Origin of the sequence: Arthrobacter sp. ISL-65 (assembly GCF_018613795.1) — a bacterium.
Lineage (GTDB): Bacteria > Actinomycetota > Actinomycetes > Actinomycetales > Micrococcaceae > Arthrobacter.
This window is the reverse complement of record NZ_JAGGPN010000050.1, coordinates 1-18302: the sequence shown is the minus strand read 5'-3', so window position 1 is coordinate 18302 and position 18302 is coordinate 1. Positions and strand designations below refer to the sequence as shown.

The following is an 18302-nucleotide window of genomic DNA, read 5'->3' as shown; positions in this document are numbered from 1 at the left end:
TCAGCCCACCAGTTCGTAGGCGGGGGTGGTGAGGAAGTCCGTGTAGTCCTCGGAGAGGCAGATGTCGCCGATCAGGGCGCTCGCGGGCTGGTAGTAGCGGGCGAACGCTTCCTCGCCCACCTCGCCGCGCAGCTTTTCGGTTTCCTCGGCGAGGATCCGGGTGACCAGCTCGCGGGTGACCTTGTTGCCCGTGTCCGCGAGGACCACCTCGTTGCGGATCTGCTGCCAGACCTGCGAACGGGAAATTTCCGCCGTCGCGGCGTCCTCCATCAGGTTGTGGATGGCCACCGCGCCGTTGCCGGAGATCCAGACGGCGGTGTAGGCCACGGCGACGTAAAGGTTCAGGCGGAGGCCGGCTTCGGTGACCTGGCCCTCGGCGGAGGCAATGTCCAGCAGCTGGCCGGCCGTGACCGAGACCTCCGGGCGCTGCTTGTCAAGCTGGTTGGGCCGGTCCCCGAGCACGGAGTCGAACACCTCCTGGCAGACGGGCACGAGGTCCGGGTGGGCCACCCACGAGCCGTCGAAGCCGTCGTTCGCCTCGCGGGTCTTGTCCGCGCGGACCTTCTCAAAGGCCTGCGCGGTGACCTCGGGTTCGCGCCGGTTGGGGATGACCGCAGCCATGCCGCCCATCGCGAAGGCGCCGCGGTGGTGGCAGGTCTTCACCAGCAGCTCCGTGTAGGCCCGCATGAACGGCGCCGTCATGGCCACGGTGGCGCGGTCCGGCAGCACGAAGCTGGCACCGGCGTCGCGGAAGTACTTGATGATGCTGAACAGGTAGTCCCAGCGGCCGGCGTTCAGACCCGAGGCGTGGTCCCGCAGCTCGTAGAGGATCTCGTCCATCTCGAACGCAGCCGGGATGGTTTCGATCAGGACGGTGGCGCGGATGGTGCCTTGGCCGAGGCCGAGGAAGTCCTGGGCGAAGACGAACACGTCGTTCCACAGCCGGGCCTCGAGGTGGCTCTCCATCTTCGGCAGGTAGTAGTACGGGCCCTGGCCGTTGAGCACCAGCTGCTTGGCGATGTGGAAGAAGTGCAGGCCGAAGTCCACCAGCGCGCCGACAGCGGGTTCGCCCTCGAGCAGCAGGTGCCGCTCCTCCATGTGCCAGCCACGGGGGCGTGCCACCACGACGGCCAGCGGGGCGTCGGTGCGGAGCCGGTACTCCTTGCCCTCGGGGGAGGTGTAGCTCAGCGATCCCGTGGCGGCATCGCGAAGGTTGAGGATGGCGTCAATGACGTTCCCCCATGTGGGGGTGCTGGCGTCCTCAAGGTCTGCGAGCCACACCTTCGCGCCGGAGTTCAGCGCGTTGATGGCCATCTTGGCCGGCGAAGCCGGGCCGGTCATCTCGACCCGGCGGTCCTGCAGGGCCGCCGGTGCCGGCGCAACCTTCCAGTCGCCGTCGCGCACGTCCTTGGTCTCCGGCAGAAAATCCAGGCTGCCGGACCGGGCCACGTGCTCACGCTTGGCTTTGCGGGCCGTGAGCAGCTCGCCGCGCCGGCCGGCGAAGCGCTTGTGGAGCTCCTCAACGAACGCGAGGGCCTTCGGGGTGAGAATCTCCTCCGCACGCTCGATCGGCCGGGTGTCTGTGACTGTGATAGCCATTGTGGGTCCTTTCCAGGGCTGATTCAGGCGTTGGCAAGAGCTGCGTCCGCGGGCGCTGCTGCTTCTGTTGAGTCTTCCGCTGTTGCCGTCGCGATGCCAGTACCCGCTGCGGCGTGGGCCGCGGCGGCGACTGCGGCCGCGACGTCGGCGGCCACGTGGGGGTCGAAGACGCTGGGGATGATGTAGCTGGCGTTGAGCTCGTCGTCAGCAACCCGGTTGGCGATCGCCTCGGCGGCGGCCACCAGCATCTCCGGCGTGATGTCCGATGCCCCGGCGTCCAGCAGCCCGCGGAAGAAGCCCGGGAAGGCCAGGACGTTGTTGATCTGGTTCGGGAAGTCGCTGCGGCCGGTGGCGACGACGGCGGCGTGCTTGGAGGCCACTGTCGGGTCGATTTCCGGCGTCGGGTTGGCCATGGCGAAAACGATGGCTTTGTCCGCCATCGAGGCAACCTGCTCCTCGCCGATCACGTGCGGGGCGCTCACGCCGATGAAGACGTCGGCACCCTTGAGGGCCTCGTGCAGCGTGCCGGAGTAACCCTCTTCGTTGGTGTTGGCGGCAATCCAGGCGCGGTGCTCGTCGTCGTACTTCTCACCCGCGTGGATGGCGCCGGAGCGGCCGGCGGCGATGATGTGCTGCGCGCCCTGGGCCTTGAGGAGCTGGATGATCGCCGAGCCGGCGGCGCCGACGCCGGAGACCACGATGCGGACGTCCGCGAGCTTCTTGCCCACGACCCGGAGGGCGTTAACCAGGGCAGCGAGCGTGACGATGGCGGTGCCGTGCTGGTCGTCGTGGAAGACGGGGATGTCCAGTTCATCGCGGAGCCGGTTTTCGATCTCGAAGCAGCGCGGGGCCGCGATGTCCTCGAGGTTCACGCCGCCGTAGACGGGAGCGAGGGCCTTGACGATTTTGATGATCTCCTCGGTGTCCTGGGTGTCCAGGCAGACGGGCCAGGCGTCAACGTTGGCGAACTGCTTGAAGAGCGCGGCCTTGCCCTCCATGACCGGAAGCGCGGCTGCCGGTCCGATGTTGCCGAGGCCCAGGACGGCCGAGCCGTCGGTGACCACGGCGATCGTGTTCCGCTTGACCGTCAGGTTCCGGGCGGCGTCGGGGTTTTCCGCGATGGCAAGGCAGACGCGGGCGACGCCGGGGGTGTAGGCGCGGGAGAGGTCGTCGCGGTTGCGCAGCGCCACCTTCGGCACCACCTCGAGCTTGCCGCCGAGGTGCATCAGGAAGGTGCGGTCGGAGACGTTGCGCACGGTGACGCCGTCGAGCGCGTTGAGCGCGTCCTTTACGCGGTCCGCGTGGTCCTGGTCAGTGGTGTTGCAGGTGACGTCGACAACCAGCGTCTCGTGGTGGGACTCGGTGACGTCCAGTGCGGTGATGGCCGCTCCGGCCGCACCGACGGCTGCCGCGAGCTCGCTGGTGGCCGTGAAGCTCGAGGGTGCCTCCACGCGCAGGGTGATTGAGTTTCCGGGGCTCGGGTTCGCCATTGAATGTCCTCCTGATAGGGCCCGCCGCTGCGGCGGACGGTTCTCCTGAATGTTTTCGTATTATGGATATTATTATCTACTTTATGGAAATACAAGCCCTTCTTGCTTCCTCGACGCCGCTCGGCGTCTTGCTGTATCTTTGGCTGTCTAAGCAACTTTTTTCACGATACGGATAAGAGTTGTCGTATTCGAGGCAACAGGAGAGTGCTACATGGCTGAAAAGGCCACCGGAGGCGTGCAGTCCGTAGAGCGCGTCTTTGAACTTTTGGAACTGATCACCGACGCCGGCGGCGACGTCACGCTCAGCGAGCTCTCTTCCTCCACGGACCTGCCCCTGCCCACGATCCACCGGCTGCTGCGTACGCTCGTAGCACTGGGGTACATCCGTCAGCTGCCCAACCGCCGCTACGCCCTTGGCCCGCGGCTGATCCGGCTCGGCGAAGGCGCCAACAAGCAGCTCGGTGCCCTGGCGCGGCCGCAGCTGAAGTCCCTCGTGGACCGGCTGGGGGAGACGTCCAACATGGCCGTGCTGGACTCGGACATGGTGATTTACGTGGCCCAGGTGCCGTCGCTGCACTCGATGCGCATGTTCACCGAGGTGGGCCGCCGCGCCCACACCCACGACACTGGCGTCGGCAAGGCGATCCTGGCGCAGCTGGACGATGAGGTGGTGCGCGGCATCGTGACCCGCACCGGCATGCCTACGCCGACGGCCAAGAGCATCGGCGACTTCGATTCCCTGATCGCGGACCTGAACCGTATCCGGGAACGCGGCTACTCGATCGACGAGGAGGAGCAGGAGCTCGGCGTGCGCTGCTTCGCCATGGCCGTGCCGAACGCTCCCACGCCCACCGCCATCTCCGTCTCCGGGCCGGTCTCCCGAGTGGACCAGTCCTTCGCCGACCGCGCCGTGCCGCTCCTCCGCGAAGCAGCCCAGGCCATCTCGGACGAGCTCAACCAAAACTGACCCCCTCCGTCGTCCTTCTGTGCAGCGCGAACGGACAGTTGAGGCCCCACGATCTCGAGGGGCTCAACTGTCCGTTCGCGCTTAATCGATTTCTAGTGCTCGGAGCTGGATGACGTCTGGATGGGGACTTCCTTGCCGTCGCAGTCGATCAGTTTCCCGCCTTCGAAGCGGTCCCCGTTGGACAGGCAGTGCAGGTCCTCCTCCTTGACGACCCGCCCGGTGCCGGCCACAAAGACGGACTGGTTGTCCGAGTTGCCTGCCTTGAAGTGGTTGAAGAGCAGGTTCAGCAGGATGGCCATGATCGCTGCGGAGCTGATGCCGGAGTGGAAGATGGTGCTGAACCAGGACGGGAACTGGTCGTAGAAGGCCGGCGCCGCGATCGGGATCATGCCGAAGCCGATGGACGCTGCCACGATGATCAGGTTCATGTTGTTGCGGTACTCCACCTTGGAGAGCGTCCGGATGCCGCTGGCGGCAACAGTTCCAAAGAGAACGACGCCGGCCCCGCCCAGGACGGGCGTCGGCACCGCCGCGACCACCCGGCCAAGGACCGGAAGGAGGCCGAGAATGACCAGGATCAGGCCGCCGGCGCTGACGACGAACCGGCTCTTGACGCCGGTGATGGCCACGAGGCCCACGTTCTGCGCAAAGGCGCTCTGGGTGAAGGAGTTGAACAGCGGGGAGATGGCGCTGGAGAGCATGTCGGCCCGCAGTCCGTCGCCGATCCGCTTGGAATCGACTTTGGTGCCCACGATCTCGCCCACGGCGATGATGTCCGCGGAGGTCTCGGTGAGCGTCACCAGGATGACGATCAGCATGGAGATGATGGCCGCGATCTCGAACGTTGGCGGTCCAAAGGCGAACGGGGTGGGAAACGCGACGATCTCGCCCGTGCCCACCTTGGAGAAGTCAGCCATGCCAAAGGCGAAGGCGATGAGGGTCCCGAGAACCATGGCGAGCAGGATGGACAGCCGGGAGATGGCGGCGTTGCCCACCTTGCTCAGCAGCAGGACGATCGCCATGGTGGCGGCGGCCAGGCCGATGTTGGCCATGCTGCCGTAGTTGGGGGCGGCCTTGTTGCCGCCCATGGCCCAGTTGGCGGCCACCGGCATCAGGGTGAGGCCGATGGTGGTGATGACCGTGCCTGTGACGACCGGCGGGAAGAACTTGATGATCTTGGAGAACAGCGGAGTAATGAGCAGCCCGATCAGCGATGCCGCGATCACCGAACCGAAGACCGCCTGGATTCCGCCGCCGCCGTGGACAATCGCCACCATCGTGGAGACGCCGGCGAAGGAGACGCCCTGGACGAGCGGGAGCTGGGAGCCGAAGAACCGGATGCCGACCGTCTGGAGGATGGTGGCCAGGCCGCCGACGAAGAGGCAGGCTGCGATCAGCAGGCCGATGTCCTGGGACGACATGCCGGCCGCGGCGCCGATGATGAGGGGCGGGGCAATGATGCCGCCGTACATGGTGAGGACGTGCTGGAATCCGTAGGCGAAAGTGCTGCCGATGGAGAGGCGCTGATCTTCCGGGCGGGTTGCCGCTGGGCGGCTTTTCTTGGTGATGTTCATGGCAGACTTTCTTGGTTCATGGCAGACGCCTTCGTCTGGCTAACAATGTCTGGCTAACAATTTGAGTTTTGTGGTGCGGGCCGGGGCCGGAGTCTTTGTCCACTTATCGGGGGCTAAGGGGTGTCTAAATCGCGATATCTGTACAAAAACCCGGGACCCTTGGGGTAATGCTGGTGCCGGCCGGCCGGCCCGCGGAGCGTGGTGTCCGCGGGCCCGCTGGCTGCGGTTTAGCAGAAGCCGGCGATGCCTGACCAGGCGGCGTCGGCTGCTTCGGCGTCGTCACGCAGGACGGTGGCCTCGATGAGTCCGTACGGGCGGTCGGCTGCGAAAAAGACCTCGTTGGGGTTGTCCAGGCCGAACGGCGAGAGGTCCACGAGGAAGTGGTGCTTGTTGGGCATCGAGAACTTGATTTCCTCGATCTCGCTGTGGGCTTCCAGGACCTTGGCGCCCATGTCGAACAGGGTCTGCTGGAGGGCGTGGGAGTAGTTCTCGGTGAAGCCCTCAAGCAGGAGGCTCTTGACGTCCTCGTAGCTCTTGTTGAAGTCCAGAGAGCTGAAATCGGTGCCGGCCTTGAAGCGCCAGCGGGCCGAGACGTCGGTGGCCAGAATGCGGTCAGTGGTCTCGGGCAGGGTGGTGTACTTGTCCTTCGGGTAGCCGACGAAGCCGGACTGCGTGGACTTCAGGACGGTCAGGTCCTTGAGCCCGGAGATCAGGTGGGTGGCTGCCCCCTCCCTGACCAGGACGGCGGTGCGGACTTCCTGGCCCTTGCGGACGAAGGAGTGGTCGTGTGCGCTGCCGTGCGCCTGGATGCGTTCCCAGGCGTAGGACTCGGCTTCCCAGCGGCCGCCGGTGACCCAGTCGAAGCTGGAGGTGAAGTGCTCGCCGAGGCGCAGCAGGAACGCCTCGGGGGAGCCGACCCCTTCGCGGGCGAAGGCGTAGATGGTGTTCTTCTGGGTGTCGGTGGCCACCACGTGGGCGTTGTCGCCCTCAAGGTGGGCAGCTTCGAAGTCACCGCGGAGCTGCGAGGTGACGTTCAGATCCTCGATCTCATGGCGGTCGGTGTCGCGGGTGATCTTGACGACGCGGACTTCGGCCTTGCCGTACTGGTTGTGGCCGAGGACGATCTTGTTGCTCATGGTCTGTTCCCAACTTCCCGTATGTGGAACGAAAGTCCCACATAGAAATTAAGTGCGTGTTTCCCACGCATTTCGTGTGGCGTCGACCCAAACAAAAAATGAGCCGACATCAGTAGTTGATGCCAGCTCATTACGACCCTGCCTGCTGCTCCCAGGTTACGTGACGTGCGCCACGAATTAACCTAAAGCGTAGCGCAGCATGCCGGTGGTGTACATCACAAATTCAAAAAACGGATTGTGACCGGGCTGGTGCGGAACGCTACGGCTGGGGGTCTTGACGCACCCTCGAGCGTGTCCCTAAGATTTCACATATCAAAAACTAATTTCCGTTCTATGAAAATATAAAGCGGGCAAGGCAAGAAACGAGGAGGAACAGATGGACTCGCAGGATCAGAACAACGTCGCGGAATTTCCGGCACCCGGCCAGGAGCTGTACCTGCCGTTCGGCGCCACGGATCCCGACTTCTACATCCCGGCCGACTGCGACCGGCGCTCCGGCGGCCTGTCGCGGTGGCTCCGGGCGCTTCCCGTCTTCGGCAGGCGGCCATAGCCGCAGCCAAAGACGCAGTATCCGCCGCGCGATGCGCAAATGGTCCGGCGACACCCGAATACAGGTGTCGCCGGACCATTTCTGTGTCGCCAGACCATTTCCGCGTTTTCCGGTAACGTCCGCGTTGCCAGGGCTGTCAGGATCCGGGACGGCCCGGCCACTCCTTGCCGGCCCACGGGTCGTAGTCGGCGATGAGCTCCTCCTGCGGGGGACGCTCCGCCTCGGGGACATGCTGGAGGTTCACCCGCACCCTGTACCAGAGCGAGCTTGACCCGCGCATTCCGTCGACCAGCACATCGGCCGGATGCAACGACGGCACCACGTCCGTGTGCCGGGACTTCCATTCGCCGAGCGCGGCGAGTGCTTCCGGTTTGGTTTTAGTGCGGGCCACCTCAATGAGCGGCATTATGGACTGCCGGCGGCCGGAGCCGTTGCCCGCGCGTGGCGCCTTCTCGGCGGGGCCGAGCTCGGCGGCCAAGGCGAGAAGCCCATCGAGCCTACCGACGGCGTCGTCGATGCCGGTGTGTGGGTCGCCCGCCCCGGCGAAGCGCTCCGGCACTGTGAGCACCGTGAACTGTTCCGGCCTGGCGGAGCGGACCTCGTCCCAGGTGAGCGGCGTCGAGACCCGGGCGTCAGGCAGCGGCCGGATTGAGTACGCCGATGCCACGGTGCGGTCCTTCGCGTTCTGGTTGAAGTCGACGAACACACTCTCACCGCGCTCCTCCTTCCACCACCGCGCGGTGGCGAGGCCGGGGGCGCGGTTTTCGACCTCCCGGGCGAGGGTCTCGGCAGCGAGCCGCACATCGCGGTAAGACCACTCCGGCGCGATGCGCACCAGAATGTGAAGACCCCGCGACCCGCTCGTCTTCGGCCACCCCACGAGCCCGGCGTCGTCGAGCACCTCCCGCGCCACATACGCGACGTCAACGATCTGGGACCAGTCGACCCCCGGCATCGGATCCAGGTCCACCCGCAGCTCGTCCGGATGTTCGAGGTCCTCGGCGCGCACCGGATGCGGGTTGAGGTCGAGACAGCCAAGATTCACCACCCAGGCCAGGCCCGCGGCATCCCGGATGACCGCCTCCTCCGCGGACGTCCCCGACGCGTAGTGCAGCGTCGTGGTGTCGATGAAATCGGGATGGTTGTCGGGCACGCGCTTCTGGAAGAACGCCTCCCCGTCGATCCCCTTCGGGAAGCGCTTGAGCACCATTGGCCGGCCGCATGCCCCGCGCAGCGCACCATCCGCGACGGCCAGGTAGTAGCGCACGAGGTCGAGCTTCGTCAGTCCGGGCTCCGGGAACACCACCTTGTCCGGGCTTGAGATGCGGACCTCGGTGCCGGCAATGTCGAGGATTTCGGCCGGCGTCTTCGACGGAGTCATGGCGCCACGCTAGCAGTTGGCAAACCTCACCGGAACGGCGGGGCGTCAGCCGTTCACGAGCCGCCGCGCCGCCGCCGAATGCTCCGCGATCAGGCCGGCCACGTCCAGTCCGGGAATCTGCCCGTCGATCACCCGCCACTCGCCGCCCACCATCACGCGATCGGCGCGGTCGGCGGCGCACAGCAGCAGGGCGGCGAGGGGATCGTGGCTGCCGGAGAACCGCAGGTCGTCCAGCCGGAACAGGGCCAGGTCCGCCTGCATCCCGGGTGCCAGCTGGCCCAGGTCCGGCCGGCCCAGCACCGCCGCGGATCCGCGCGTCGCCCAGCCCAGTGCCCGCTCCACCGGCACGTGCGCGCCGTAGCGCAGCCGCTGCAGGTACAGCGCCTGCCGCGCCTCGAGAATCATGTTGGAGGCATCGTTCGACGCCGATCCGTCCACTCCCAGCCCCACGGGCACTCCCGCTTCCTCCAGTTCGAGCACCCGTGCTGTGCCGGACGCGAGTCGCATGTTCGACGTCGGGCAGTGGGCGACGGCGGTTCCCGCCGCTCCCAGCCGGGCGATTTCAGCATCGCTGAAATGGATGCCGTGGCCCAGCCATGTCCTGTCCGTCAGCCAGCCCACGCTGTCCAGGTAGTCCACTGTGCGCAGCCCGAACGTCTCGATGCAGAACTGCTCCTCATCGAGGGTTTCCGCGAGATGGGTGTGGAGCCGGACGTCATGCCGCTCTGCCAGCGCGGCGCTCTCGGCCATGATCTCCTTGGTGACGGAAAACGGCGAGCAGGGCGCCAGCGCAATCTGGATCACGGCACCCTCCCCGCGCTCGTGGTACTCGCGGACCAGCCGTTCGCTGTCCGCCAGCACCGCCTCCGGTGCCTGCACCGTCGACTGCGGCGGCAGCCCGCCGTCGTCCTCTCCCAGTGTCATGGAACCCCGGGTCAGCGTGGCCCGCATGCCGAGGCGCCGGACGGCGCTGATTTCGACGTCAATCGCGTCCTCCATGCCTGCGGGGAAGAGATAGTGGTGGTCGGCAGCGGTGGTGCAGCCGGAGAGCAGCAGTTCGGCGAGGGCCACGGTGGCTGCGAGTTCAAGATCCCGAGGAGTCAGCCTGGCCCAGACCGGGTAGAGGTTCTGCAGCCAGGGGAACAGGGGAGCGTTGGCCACCGGGCCCCAGGCGCGGGTAAGCGTTTGGTAGAAGTGGTGATGGGTGTTGATCAGGCCGGGCAGCAGGACGTGGTTGCCGGCGTCGAAGGTCTGCTGGCAGGGATCCGACGGCGTCTGTCCGGCGCCAAGTACCTCCACAATCCTGCCGCCGCTCACCACCAGTCCGCCCGATGCGTCGAGGCTGTTGGCGGTGAAGGCCGCCAGCGGGTTCCGGATCCAGAGCCGGGATTCGGCGGCCGGGTGCGTCGATGGAAGGTCAAAGATCTGGGTCATGAGGGTCCTTGTCTGAGCGTGCTGATTTTCCAGCTCAGTAGTCCTGTCTGCTGATCCAGGGGATATGCTGCCCGACGGCAGCGAGTCGGCACCAGCGTAGGCGGGCGCGGGAGCGCGGTCAATGGGCGCGCTTTGTGACAACGGGAAGTGGCCCCCCGGAAGCAGCCAGTCGTGAGCCGCCAGAAACACGCATTTCACATTGCGAAATTAAGTTTCCAGAAAACTATGGCGTGAACCACATTCCGGTGCTAATCTCAAGTTGCCAAAGGCGGGCACCCGGACTCCGGGGAAGCTATCTACCAGGCGCAACTTAACCTTCAAAAGCACATGCTGAAGCCTGGTAACCGTCGCATCTGGTCCTTTCCGTTCCGCCCGCGGGGTACCGGCTTCCACAGCAAAGGGAGTCGCATCATGAGTACCACCGTCACGGCCGAGGCATTCCTGGCCAGGTCCATCCGGTTGGCAACCGCCAACGTCCTAAACAGCGGCGGACCGTTCGGAGCAGTGATCGTCACCGCCGACGGTCAGGCGTTCGACGGCGTCAACCGGGTCACCGCCGACAACGATCCCACCGCCCACGCCGAGGTCACGGCCATCCGCCGCGCGTGCAGCGGGCTTGACACCTTCGACCTCCGCGGAGCCACCCTCTACAGCAGCTGCGAGCCATGCCCCATGTGCCTCGCTTCGGCGCTGTGGGCCCGCATCGACCGCGTGGTCTTCGCCGCGGACCGGCACGACGCCGCCTCCGTGGGCTTCGACGACGCCGTCTTCTACGAGTACTTCGACAACGAGGACCGGCACGCCCTGATGCCGGTCTCCAAGCTCGAGCTGGGCCACCCCGAAGCGCCGGCCATCCTGGAACCGTTCAACACCTGGAACACGCTCGACTCCAGGATTGACTACTAGGGCCCGGTGGCTGACATGACAATCCTGGACAATACCGCTGAACAGCAGGCTGCGCTTCCGGGCGCAGGGCAGACAGGGCAGAACCCGGCACCCGGCAAAGCCCAGCGGAGCAACAGCCCCAGGCCCCCGGCGTCGAACTCGTTCCTTGACCGCTTCTTCCACATCACCCGGCGCGGTTCCACCGTGGCCCGCGAGGTGCGGGGCGGGCTGGTCACTTTCTTCACGATGGCCTACATCGTCATCCTGAATCCGCTGATCCTCGGCGGCTTCAGCGCGGACAACGCCCCGACGGACGTCGCCGGCGGCTGGCTTTCGGCGGCACAGGTGGGCGCGGTCACCGGGCTGACAGCCGGGGTCATGACCATCGCGTTCGGCCTGATCGCCAACCTCCCGTTCGGCCTGGCCGCGGGACTTGGCATCAACTCCTTCCTCGCGGTGGCCGTGATCCAGGAAGTCACCTGGGCCGAGGCCATGGGCCTGGTGGTCATCAACGGCATCCTGATCGTCCTGTTTGGCGTCACCGGCGCACGGACCGCGATTTTCAGGGCCGTGCCCAAGGAGCTGAAGGCCGCCATCACGGTGGGCATCGGGCTGTTCATCGCCTTCATCGGCTTCGTGGACTCCGGCTTCGTCAAGGCCACCACCGGCGGCCCGCCGGTCCAGCTCGGCGACAACGGCTCCATCACCTCCATCCCCACCATGGTGTTCATCGTGGGCCTGCTGGTCATGGGCATCCTGGTGGCACGGAAGGTCCAGGGCGGCCTGCTCATCGGCATCGTGGCCACCACGGCGCTCGCCGCCGTCGTCGAGGCAATCCTGCACATCGGCCCCGCCAGCGAAACCAACCCCGGCGGCTGGCACCTGAACACACCGGTGCTGTCGGGCCACCTGGTCTCCGCGCCGGACCTCGGCCTCGTGGGGCAGTTCGACCTGTTCGGCGCCTTCGGCCGAATCGGCGGACTCGCGGCCACCATGCTGGTGTTCACGCTCGTCTTCACCAACTTCTTCGACGCCATGGGCACCATGACCGGGCTCGCGAAGAGCGCAGGCGTGGCGCACAAGAACGGCACGTTCCCCCGGCTCAAGTCCGCCTTCATCGTCGAAGGCGTCGGCGCAGTGGTTGGCGGCGCCACGTCAGGTTCCTCCAACACCGTGTACATCGACTCCGCTGCGGGGATCGGCGAGGGGGCGCGCACCGGGCTCGCCTCGGTGGTCACCGGCGCGCTGTTCCTGGGCTCCATGTTCCTCACCCCGCTGACCAGCGTGGTGCCGCTAGAGGTGGCGGCCGCCGCCCTGGTGGTTGTGGGCGCGATGATGATGGCGCAAATCCGCGAGATCAAGTTCACCAAGTTCGCGGTGGCACTGCCTGCCTTTCTGACGATCGTCACCATGCCGCTGAGCTACTCGATCGCCAACGGGATCGGCGTGGGCTTCGTGAGCTGGGCCGTCATCGGCGCGGCCTCCGGCAAGGCGAAGAAGATCCACCCGCTGATGTGGGTGGTGACCGTGGGCTTCGTGGTCTACTTCGCGCGGGGTCCGGTCAGCGCCCTGCTCGGGGCGTAGGCACCGGGGCTTAGGGACGCGGAAAATGCCGGCGACGCGCAAACGGCCGGACGATACGGGAATCCGCGCATCCCCGGACCGTTTGCGCGTCGCCGGGCTGGACCGGCGTCGTACGCTTTCCACAACCAAGGATAGGAACGAGAATATGGGCACCATCGCACGGGAAGAGGGAGTGCTGCCATGCTGGATCTGATGCCTTCTCTGGCCGGCTGGCGCCCGGCGGCCTCCGGGGAACGGTGCGCCGTCGCCACCATCATCACCGCCAGCGGCTCCGTGCCGCGCCCGCCCGGGACCTCCATGCTGGTGTCCGAGTCGGGCGAGATCCTCGGCAGCCTCTCCGGCGGCTGTGTTGAGGGTGCCGTGGTTGCCTCGGCGCTGGAAGTGATGGCCGACGGCGGCACCCGCCTTGAGGCGTTCGGCTTCAGCAGCGAGGACGCATTCGCCGTCGGGCTCACCTGCGGCGGTGAGCTGGAGGTCCACATTCAGCCCCTGGACGGCAGTGCCGCCGGGCTCGGGGTCCTCTGGAAGTTCGCGGGCGGGGACCCCGAACGGCCGCTGGCACTGATCCGGCGCATCGACAGCGGGACCGGCGGAACCCTGTCCGGCAGTGCACTGGGGGCTGCCGGGAAAATGGGTGTTGCGGCCGCCCAGCCGCCCGCCGTCGTCGTGATTCCTGATCCGGGGAGCTTCCGGGCGGCGGAATCGGCGGAGCTCGCGGCACTGCTGGGCCTGGACGCTCTGAACCTGGACGCTGGGGCCAGACAGGAAGCACTCCTGGCGGCCGCGGCCCAGCTCGAACCGCTGCTGCGCGGGGGCCGGACGGGACTGGTCCGGCTGGCGCCGCCGCAGGGCTGTGGCGTTTCTGTCCGGGGTGCCCGCAGTACGGAGGGTCACGGTATGGAGGGTGGGGCGACATCGCCCGAGCCAGTGACCCTGCTGGTGGAGAGCCGCCTGCCACAGGCCCGGCTGCTGGTGTTCGGTGCCAACGACTTTGGCGCCGCCCTGGTGCCGGCCGCCAAGCTGCTCGGCTACCGCGTCACGCTGTGCGATGCCCGGCCGGCGTTCTCTGCGCAGGAGCGTTTCGCCGCGGCAGACGAGGTGGCCACCGACTGGCCGCACCGGTATCTCGCCGCGGAAGCCGTGGCGGGGCGCATCGACTCCCGCACTGTCATCTGCGTCCTCACCCACGACCCCAAGTTCGACATCCCGCTGCTGCAGGAAGCACTGGGGCTGGACGTTGCCTTCGTCGGCGCCATGGGCTCGCGCCGCAGCCACCGGCACCGCATCGACGGGCTGCTCGAGGCCGGCGTGGCACCGGAGCGGCTGGCACGGCTGCATTCGCCGATCGGACTGGATCTTGGTGCCGTCACACCGGCGGAAGTGGCGGTCTCCATTACGGCCGAGCTGATCGCGTCCCGCACCGGTGCCGCCGCCTGCGCCCCGCTGCGGGACGGCACCGGCCCTATCCATTCGATGCCCGCCGGCGGGAGCGCCGGCCCGGAACAAGCACCCCAGGCAGAACCGGCAGCCAGCAGGGCACCGGCATCAAATACAGAACAGGCACCTCAGGAGATCGCATGGACATGAACACCATCGAGGCGGTGGTCCGCACCACCGACCCCGCCGACTGGCGCGACGGCGACGCCTGGCTCGCGGGCGGCACCGTCCTCTTTTCCTATGGCAGCACGGCTTTCGGTCCGGAGCCGCTGCGGCGCCTGCTGGATCTCGGCTCGGCCGGCTGGCAAGCCGTCACCGTGACCGCGAACGGCATCGAGCTGGCCGCCACCTGCACCGTCGCCGAACTGTACGCGCTCCCGGAGAAGCTGGCAGAACAGGGCACGAGGGACTGGCCCGGCCTGGACCTGGTCCGGCCCTGCTGCGACTCCTTCGTGGCGTCCTTCAAGGTCTGGAACATGTCCACCGTGGGCGGCAACCTGTGCACATCCCTGCCCGCCGGGCCCATGATCTCGCTGTGCGCCGGGTTGGACGGCACGGCCACGGTCCTCGGCCCGGGAGGATCCCGCCGGGAACTCCCGGTGGCCGACTTCATCACCGGGGACGGGCAAAACGCACTGGCGCCCGGCGAGCTGCTCCGCAGCGTCAACCTGCCGGCGTCGGCCCTGTCCTCCCGGGTGGCGTTCCGCCGGCTCTCGCTGAGCAACCTCGGCAGGTCGGGGGTGCTGCTGATCGGAAGGCTCGACGGCGACGGCCGGTTTGCGCTCACCGTCACCGCCGCCACGAAGCGGCCCGTGCAGCTCCGGTTCGGATCCCTGCCGGACGCGCCGGAACTGGCGGGCGAACTCGAGGCCGCCATCCCGGCGGGCCTCTATCACGACGATATCCACGGGCTGCCAGCGTGGCGCCACGACATGACGGGCCGGCTCGCGGAGGAAATCCGGGCAGAACTGGGCATGCCGGCAGGGGCGCCGGCAGCAGTGTCCGGCGACTTCTGGCCACCGGAAATGACACAGCAGCCGGCCCGGCAGACGCAGCCAACCCGGCAGACGAAGAGAGAGGCCTGAGCATGGCCATGGAAATTAACGGTGCGCCGGTAGAGGCACAGCCGTGGCCCGGCCAGTGCCTGCGCACGTTCCTCCGGGAGCAGGGCAACCTCGGCGTGAAGAAGGGCTGCGACGGCGGCGACTGCGGTGCCTGCACTGTGCACGTGGACGGCACTCCGGTGCACAGCTGCATCTACCCGGCCGTGCGCGCCGAAGGCCATGCCGTCACCACCATCGAAGGCCTCCCAGCCACGAGCGAGGGAGCTGACCTGCACCCGGTGCAGCAGCAGTTCCTGGACCGCCAGGGCTTCCAGTGCGGCTTTTGCACGGCGGGCATGGTGATGACGGCGGCCACGTTCGACGACGCGCAGAAGGGAAACCTGCCGCGCAACCTGAAGGGAAACCTGTGCCGCTGCACCGGGTACCGGGCCATCGCGGACGCCGTCTGCGGCCACGAAGGCCACCCGGCCCCGGAGGGCCCCGGTTCGGGGATCGCCGGCGAGGGGCAGCCCGCCCCGGAGCCCGGCCGGTTGGGCGACAACGTTCCGGCCCCGGCCAGCCGCGCAGTGGTCACGGGGCAGGCGCGCTACACGCTGGACGTCCCGGCCGAGGCGCTGCCCGGCCTGCTGCACCTGAAGCTCGTGCGCTCGCCGCATGCGCACGCCCGGGTCCTGTCCATCGACACCGCGGGTGCCATGGAGGTGCCTGGAGTGGTGGCCGTCCTCACCGCCGAGGACGCCCCCGCCCAGCTGTATTCCAGCGCCCAGCACGAGCTCTACACCGACGACCCCGACGACACCCGGCTGTTGGACACCGTGGTGAGGTTCCGCGGCCAGCGGGTGGCCGCCGTCGTCGCCGAATCGGTGGGCGCGGCGGAAGCGGGCGTGCGCGCGGTCCGCGTTGAGTACGAGGAACTGCCCGCGGTGTTCACCCCGCAGGATGCCATCCGGCCCGGTGCCCCCGCCGTGCACGGGGACAAGGACGCCGGCATGGCGCGGATCGCCCAGCCCGAGCGGAACATTGTGGCGGGGCTGCACACCGAACTTGGCAGCGTCAGCGACGGCTTCGCGGCGGCGGACTTCATCCACGAGCAGACCTACCGGACCCAGCGCGTCCAGCACGTGGCGCTGGAAACACACGCTGCGATCGCTTCGGTGGACGACGACGGCCGGCTGCAGGTGCGCACGTCCAGCCAGGTTCCGTTCCTGGTGCGCCGCACGCTCTGCCGCGTGTTCGGGCTGCCCGAGGAGCAGGTCCACGTGGTGGCGGGCCGGGTGGGCGGCGGTTTCGGCGGAAAGCAGGAAGTCCTGACTGAGGACATCGCCGCCCTCGCAGCCTTGAAGCTGCGGCGCCCCGTGCAGCTGGAGTTCACCCGGACCGAGCAGTTCACCGCCAGCACCACGCGGCACCCGTTCACCATCAAGCTCAAGGCGGGCGCCAGCAGTGACGGCAGGCTCACGGCGCTGCAGCTGGACGTCCTCACCAACACGGGCGCCTACGGCAACCACGCCCCCGGCGTCATGTTCCACGGCTGCGGCGAATCCCTTGCCGTGTACAAGTGCGCCAACAAGAAGGTCGACGCGCTCGCCGTTTACACCAACACCGTGCCCTCCGGAGCGTTCCGCGGCTACGGGCTCAGCCAGATGATCTTCGCCATCGAATCGGCCATCGACGAACTGGCCGCCGGCATCGGCATGGACCCGCTGGAGTTCCGCCGCCGCAACATGGTCCGCGAGGGCGACGACATGCTGTCCACCCATTCCGAACCGGAGGAGGACGTCCACTACGGAAGCTACGGGCTGGACCAATGCACGCGCCTGGTGCAGGACGCATTGGAACGCGGCCGCGAACGCTACCGGGCTGCCGGCCTCGATGACCTGGGGCCGGACTGGGTTACGGGGGAGGGCACGGCGCTGTCCATGATCGACACCGTGCCGCCGCGGGGCCACTTCGCCCATTCGAAGATCCGGCTCCTGGCCGACGGAACGTACGCCGCCGACGTCGGAACCGCCGAATTCGGCAACGGCACCACCACGGTGCACGCGCAGCTGGCGGCGACGGCGCTGTCCACCGTGGCCGCGCGGGTCGCGGTCCGGCAGTCCGACACGGACCTGATCGAGCACGACACCGGCGCCTTTGGCTCGGCCGGCACCGTGGTGGCCGGCAAAGCCACGCTCGCCGCGGCCGAAGAACTGGCCGTCCGGATCCGGGCGTTCGCCGCCGGCGTCCGGCAAATCCAGTCGTCCGGATGCGTGCTCGACGGCGATGCCGTCGTCTGCGAAGGAACCAGGGTGCCGCTTAGTGAACTGTTCGACGCCGCCCGGCAGGCCGGCGTCGAACTCGAGGCCGAGGGGCGCTGGGGCGGAACGCCGCGCTCGGTGGCCTTCAACGTCCACGGCTTCCGCGTGGCCGTGAACACTGGGACCGGTGAGCTGCGGATCCTGCAGAGCGTGCAGGCGGCCGATGCCGGCGTCGTGGTGAACCCGCGGCAGTGCCGGGGCCAGATCGAGGGCGGCATCGCCCAGGCGCTGGGTGCCGCACTCTACGAGGAGGTCCGCGTGGACGACGCCGGCCGGGTCACCACGGACATCCTCCGGCAGTACCACATCCCGTCCTTCGCCGACGTGCCGCGCAGCGAGGTGTACTTCGCCGACACCAACGATGCGCTGGGACCGCTGGGAGCCAAGTCCATGAGCGAAAGCCCCTTCAACCCCGTGGCGCCGGCGCTGGCCAATGCCATCCGGAATGCCACCGGCGTGCGGTTCGCAGAGCTGCCGATAGCCCGGGACAGGATCTACCTCGGGCTGAAGGAGGCGGGGCTAGTTCCTGCGGCTGACGGTGTTCCCGCTGGTGAGAGCATTTCCGCTGGTCCGGGCAACGCGGAGTCACTTTGCGCCCCATGAACCGCGACGGGCGCGCGAAGTGAGCCCGCGCGGCGTTGGCAACATATAGTCGGGGGATGGAACAGCGCATCTTAGGCAAGACCGGACGGAACGTTTCAGTCGTTGGACTGGGAACCTGGCAGCTCGGCGCGGACTGGGGCAACGTTGACCCGGCACAGGCACAGGCCATCCTCGCGGCGTCTGCTGTGGCCGGCGTGACCTTCTTCGACACGGCGGACGTCTACGGGGACGGCCGCAGCGAACAGGCCATCGGGGCGTTCCTCGCCGACAACCCGGGCACGGGCATCACGGTGGCCAC

14 protein-coding genes are annotated in these 18302 nt (G+C 67.6%); 8 read left to right on the top strand and 6 right to left on the bottom strand.

Translation table 11 applies throughout. From position 1 onward, the window contains the following. Both aceB and J7I85_RS21120 read right to left on the bottom strand, forming a co-directional pair. Entirely contained in the window at nt 1-1599 is a 1599-nt protein-coding gene (gene aceB, locus J7I85_RS21125) for a malate synthase A (protein ID WP_214856931.1), read from the bottom strand. Between the two features lie 23 nt (nt 1600-1622). Further along, the gene (locus J7I85_RS21120) at nt 1623-3089 is read right to left on the bottom strand and encodes an NAD-dependent malic enzyme (protein WP_214856930.1); all 1467 of its coding nucleotides are present in this window, start codon (nt 3087-3089) and stop codon (nt 1623-1625) included. 211 nt (nt 3090-3300) lie between these two features. Here J7I85_RS21120 and J7I85_RS21115 point away from each other — a divergent pair, with 211 nt between their 5' ends. Next, nucleotides 3301-4056 (top strand): IclR family transcriptional regulator, encoded by a 756-nt coding sequence (locus J7I85_RS21115; RefSeq protein WP_214856929.1) that lies wholly within the window; start codon nt 3301-3303, stop codon nt 4054-4056. Between the two features lie 92 nt (nt 4057-4148). On the opposite strand, the gene J7I85_RS21110 is transcribed toward J7I85_RS21115, so the two are convergent. Both J7I85_RS21110 and pucL read right to left on the bottom strand, forming a co-directional pair. Beyond that, nucleotides 4149-5630, bottom strand: a complete 1482-nt coding sequence (locus J7I85_RS21110) for a nucleobase:cation symporter-2 family protein (protein WP_214856928.1) — start codon at nt 5628-5630, stop codon at nt 4149-4151. Nucleotides 5631-5857: 227 nt separating this feature from the next. Then, nucleotides 5858-6766, bottom strand: coding sequence for a factor-independent urate hydroxylase (gene pucL, locus J7I85_RS21105; RefSeq protein ID WP_214856927.1), 909 nt, complete (start codon nt 6764-6766; stop codon nt 5858-5860). Nucleotides 6767-7142: 376 nt separating this feature from the next. Here pucL and J7I85_RS21100 point away from each other — a divergent pair, with 376 nt between their 5' ends. After that, nucleotides 7143-7316, top strand: a complete 174-nt coding sequence (locus tag J7I85_RS21100; protein ID WP_214856926.1) for a hypothetical protein — start codon at nt 7143-7145, stop codon at nt 7314-7316. Between the two features lie 136 nt (nt 7317-7452). Here J7I85_RS21100 and ligD read toward each other — a convergent pair whose 3' ends face one another. Next, nucleotides 7453-8697, bottom strand: coding sequence for a non-homologous end-joining DNA ligase (ligD, locus tag J7I85_RS21095; RefSeq protein ID WP_214856925.1), 1245 nt, complete (start codon nt 8695-8697; stop codon nt 7453-7455). 45 nt (nt 8698-8742) lie between these two features. Beyond that, nucleotides 8743-10131: an 8-oxoguanine deaminase gene (locus J7I85_RS21090; RefSeq protein WP_214856924.1), complete on the bottom strand. Its 1389-nt coding sequence runs from the start codon at nt 10129-10131 to the stop codon at nt 8743-8745. Between the two features lie 411 nt (nt 10132-10542). On the opposite strand from J7I85_RS21090, the gene J7I85_RS21085 reads away from it, so the two are divergent. The 6 genes from J7I85_RS21085 to J7I85_RS21060 all read left to right on the top strand — a co-directional run. Next, a complete protein-coding gene (locus J7I85_RS21085) occupies nt 10543-11037 on the top strand; it encodes a nucleoside deaminase (RefSeq protein ID WP_214856923.1) in 495 nt (164 codons plus the stop codon). 15 nt (nt 11038-11052) lie between these two features. Further along, nucleotides 11053-12600, top strand: coding sequence for an NCS2 family permease (locus J7I85_RS21080; RefSeq protein ID WP_214856922.1), 1548 nt, complete (start codon nt 11053-11055; stop codon nt 12598-12600). Nucleotides 12601-12780: 180 nt separating this feature from the next. Beyond that, nucleotides 12781-14187: an XdhC family protein gene (locus J7I85_RS21075; protein WP_214856921.1), complete on the top strand. Its 1407-nt coding sequence runs from the start codon at nt 12781-12783 to the stop codon at nt 14185-14187. Beyond that, entirely contained in the window at nt 14178-15122 is a 945-nt protein-coding gene (locus J7I85_RS21070; protein WP_214856920.1) for an FAD binding domain-containing protein, read from the top strand. The genes J7I85_RS21075 and J7I85_RS21070 overlap by 10 nt, the downstream gene beginning before the upstream one ends. Before the next feature lie 2 nt (nt 15123-15124). Beyond that, nucleotides 15125-18004 carry a molybdopterin-dependent oxidoreductase gene (locus J7I85_RS21065; protein WP_214856919.1) on the top strand — a complete coding sequence of 960 codons (2880 nt, stop codon included), beginning with the start codon at nt 15125-15127 and terminating at the stop codon, nt 18002-18004. A 56-nt stretch (nt 18005-18060) separates the two neighbouring features. After that, nucleotides 18061-18302, top strand: a 242-nt coding sequence (locus J7I85_RS21060; protein WP_214856918.1) for an aldo/keto reductase, incomplete at its 3' end; no start/stop codon positions are given.

Coding starts and splice junctions, on each gene's coding strand:
- J7I85_RS21080 (WP_214856922.1), top strand. CDS start 11,053: ATGACAATCCTGGACAATACCGCTGAACAGCAGGCTGCGCTTCCGGGC.
- J7I85_RS21120 (WP_214856930.1), bottom strand. CDS start 3,089: ATGGCGAACCCGAGCCCCGGAAACTCAATCACCCTGCGCGTGGAGGCA.
- J7I85_RS21085 (WP_214856923.1), top strand. CDS start 10,543: ATGAGTACCACCGTCACGGCCGAGGCATTCCTGGCCAGGTCCATCCGG.
- J7I85_RS21100 (WP_214856926.1), top strand. CDS start 7,143: ATGGACTCGCAGGATCAGAACAACGTCGCGGAATTTCCGGCACCCGGC.
- J7I85_RS21110 (WP_214856928.1), bottom strand. CDS start 5,630: ATGAACATCACCAAGAAAAGCCGCCCAGCGGCAACCCGCCCGGAAGAT.
- J7I85_RS21115 (WP_214856929.1), top strand. CDS start 3,301: ATGGCTGAAAAGGCCACCGGAGGCGTGCAGTCCGTAGAGCGCGTCTTT.
- J7I85_RS21065 (WP_214856919.1), top strand. CDS start 15,125: ATGGCCATGGAAATTAACGGTGCGCCGGTAGAGGCACAGCCGTGGCCC.
- J7I85_RS21090 (WP_214856924.1), bottom strand. CDS start 10,131: ATGACCCAGATCTTTGACCTTCCATCGACGCACCCGGCCGCCGAATCC.
- aceB (WP_214856931.1), bottom strand. CDS start 1,599: ATGGCTATCACAGTCACAGACACCCGGCCGATCGAGCGTGCGGAGGAG.
- pucL (WP_214856927.1), bottom strand. CDS start 6,766: ATGAGCAACAAGATCGTCCTCGGCCACAACCAGTACGGCAAGGCCGAA.
- J7I85_RS21075 (WP_214856921.1), top strand. CDS start 12,781: ATGCTGGATCTGATGCCTTCTCTGGCCGGCTGGCGCCCGGCGGCCTCC.
- J7I85_RS21070 (WP_214856920.1), top strand. CDS start 14,178: ATGGACATGAACACCATCGAGGCGGTGGTCCGCACCACCGACCCCGCC.
- ligD (WP_214856925.1), bottom strand. CDS start 8,697: ATGACTCCGTCGAAGACGCCGGCCGAAATCCTCGACATTGCCGGCACC.